This window comes from Psychrobacter piechaudii (genome assembly GCF_900162825.1).
Lineage (GTDB): Bacteria > Pseudomonadota > Gammaproteobacteria > Pseudomonadales > Moraxellaceae > Psychrobacter > Psychrobacter piechaudii.
Genome location: NZ_FUGE01000299.1, coordinates 1 through 2,762 on the forward strand (window position 1 = coordinate 1; position 2,762 = coordinate 2,762).

Below are 2,762 nucleotides of genomic sequence, written 5' to 3' on the forward strand. Positions count from 1 at the left end.
CATAATTCTTTTTAACGCTACTTTTAATTGGTTTATTAGAAATTACATTAATTAATATAAAGACAATTGTGACAAAGGAAAAACATATACAAAGTGTAGCATATACATTGGCTTCCTTTAGCAGACCTGATAAATAAACAGCTTGTACACCTGATAAGATATTAAACAATATAACAAGCGAAATACCAATAATTTTTTTATGCATAATAATGTAATGACTCTAGTATAATTTTTGAAGCGCTTTTTCCTGCTCCATGTGCCAGTTTAAATCCTGCTCCGCTCCAACCTTCGGAAACTGATATACCAGGGAATATATCACTTTGATATATCTTGCCACGCATCTCTTGGTTATAGCCATCAAAACCAACTCTACCGCCAATAGGAGTTAAAGATTTTATATCAACTTCGAATATATTATTAAGTTTACTTAAAGTTTTCTGACATTGTCTCTCGTCAGGTTTATCGTATGCATCCATTTTAATATTAAAAAATTCAGTCGCACTACCAATTAGTTGTTGGTTAGGACCATAGGGACGAGTGTATATATCAGTCTCACTATCTAATAAACAAAAATTAGAAAACTCATTGTTATCAACGTAAAAAGTATCTGCTTGGATACCCTTAGAAAATACTTCAGATGATAATCCTACTTTCTTTAATAAAGATGAAGACCATGCTCCTACACTAACATGGACCGCTTCGGTTATGAGTTCTATGCCATCTATGTAAACGCATAGCTTATCATCCAAAATGATATCTTTAACTTCAGCGCATTCAAAAATGTAGGCACCGTTTCTCTTTGACAATTCAGCATAAAGTAAACAAGTTCTTAATGGGTCTGCATAACCAGCATTAGGTTCACTTATGATATGACGATCTTCAGAAACTACTAAGTTAGGTATAAATTCATTAAATTCATTTCTTTGAAGTAAATTTATATTTTCGCCTTTTTTGCTAATCGTATCTACTAAAGATTCAATTACATTCTTAGTTAATAGATTAGTCATGAATAAACTACCAATTGGATTGAAATCTACCTGAGATTTATGATCCCTCAGAAAATTTAGTGTATCAATACTCCAATCAATCTCTCTACGCTTTGTATGAAAAGAACGTACAAATCCTCCTGACTTGTTAGTAGACCCTGAGCCTAACCTAGATTTTTCTACTAAAGCTACCTTTAGATTAGTTTTAGATACTAGATGATATAAAGTAGAAAGACCCATTATACCACCGCCGATAATGATAATATCAAATTTTAATTTTTTCATTACATAGCCTTGAAAGTTAAAAGGTATTGATTGGAATCAGTTCAAATCCTTGACTTTCTATACGACCATCATCTAAAAATTGATAATGATCAATGTTCTTACCTACAAAATCATAAAGTATATCGTCAGAACCTATGTGGCAAATAAGATGTTTTAAGTACTCAAACGATGTGGTTAAACTGCCACGATGGCCATTTGGTTGTCCTACCAAATAATCATTATGGTTAGATATAGCTTTAATAGATTCTTGATACTCTTCTATATAGCAATCGTCACAACAAACTATCATTGAATCAGGAGCTATTTCTCTAAGTTCTTTATGAAAATTTAAAATATTGCAATGAGCACCTGATAGAAATATCAATATCTGATCTTTTTCTTCTTCAGCAAATTCTGCTGTAGACTGTCTAACCTGCACAAACTTAGATTCTGCCATCAATAGCTCAGTTAATCTTCTACCATACTCACTGCTATCATTGAGTGCGTAAATTATTCTACTATTAGCTAATGCGGTATCAACAACCAAACGAACTTGATTTTTATCTGACGGACTAAAGATAGCACCTCCAGTTTCTAGCCTAAGTTCTGGATGAGTCGATAAAGGTGAAATAAAACCAATTTTTGCTGTTTTGTAAATTTCTTTAACAGCCATACTGCAATAGCTATTAAAATGACCAATAACTAAATCATATTGTTGGCTAACTATTTCTTTTGCAATTTTTATAGCTTGATCTGCTTGAGCCATATCATCAAAGTAACCCAATTGGACAAAATTACTTTTAAGCACATTACTTTCTTCAATTAGCATCTCACCGTAAGCTTTACGTGGGCCACTCATAGGCCCACATATTGCTATCTTTATAAGCTTACTCATTTTAGAAATATTCCTGTTTCTTCGGACTTACTATTTGACCACTTGCAACGAAGCTTAATTGGTTCTCAATCTTAATTTGATCGCTTGGACTAATCTCTGACATTAGTCTTTTAGAGAAATTAGGAGCAATACCAACCATTGCTATGCTAATAGTTTTTATAGCCAATGAAGAAATTGCTATTAAAGTACGTACTAAGTCTTTTTCTAAATTAATATTTTTCAAAAAATCTAACATATTACAATTTGACTCTAAAACTTCTGATAGATTTTCTAAGTTTTTCATTAGTAGATGCGTGGAAAACGAACTCGCTTGATGTGCACTGATAATTACGTTATAAGAATCAAGTATTACTTTATAAGACTGTTTGGTTGACGCATTCCAAGCACCGGCTTCGGGTATTTTACTATCGCTAACTTCATCTATAATATCCCAAAATCGATTGATATTTTTAATAAGCCTACCTTCAATCTCTTTTTCTATATAAGAGCAATAATCATTAACAGAGAAATTACTTTCTGATTGCTCAGGTCTTACACGAGCTAAATACATGCGAACCAATTCAGGATTATTTTCACTTAAAAAGTCTTTTGCCCAAATTAGATGCTCTCTACTAGTA

The 2,762-nt window shown here is 32.3% G+C and carries 4 protein-coding genes; all 4 read right to left on the reverse strand.

Annotated elements, in window-relative coordinates:
* Window positions 1-205 (reverse strand): hypothetical protein (locus A1019T_RS13470; RefSeq protein WP_208608085.1); only part of this gene is annotated, 205 nt, incomplete at its 3' end.
* Complete coding sequence (locus A1019T_RS13115; protein ID WP_077449838.1) at window positions 198-1,271, reverse strand: NAD(P)/FAD-dependent oxidoreductase; 1,074 nt, start codon at window positions 1,269-1,271, stop codon at window positions 198-200. The genes A1019T_RS13470 and A1019T_RS13115, both read right to left, overlap by 8 nt.
* Before the next feature lie 16 nt (window positions 1,272-1,287).
* Window positions 1,288-2,145: a type 1 periplasmic-binding domain-containing protein gene (locus A1019T_RS13120; protein WP_143514027.1), complete on the reverse strand. Its 858-nt coding sequence runs from the start codon at window positions 2,143-2,145 to the stop codon at window positions 1,288-1,290.
* Window position 2,146: 1 nt separating this feature from the next.
* On the reverse strand, window positions 2,147-2,762 hold a 616-nt coding region (locus A1019T_RS13125), incomplete at its 5' end, for a class I tRNA ligase family protein (RefSeq protein WP_143514175.1).

What these genes read in the sequence shown, in the direction of transcription:
- A1019T_RS13115 (WP_077449838.1), bottom strand. Translation starts at nt 1,271, where the DNA reads ATGAAAAAATTAAAATTTGATATTATCATTATCGGCGGTGGTATAATG.
- A1019T_RS13120 (WP_143514027.1), bottom strand. Translation starts at nt 2,145, where the DNA reads ATGAGTAAGCTTATAAAGATAGCAATATGTGGGCCTATGAGTGGCCCA.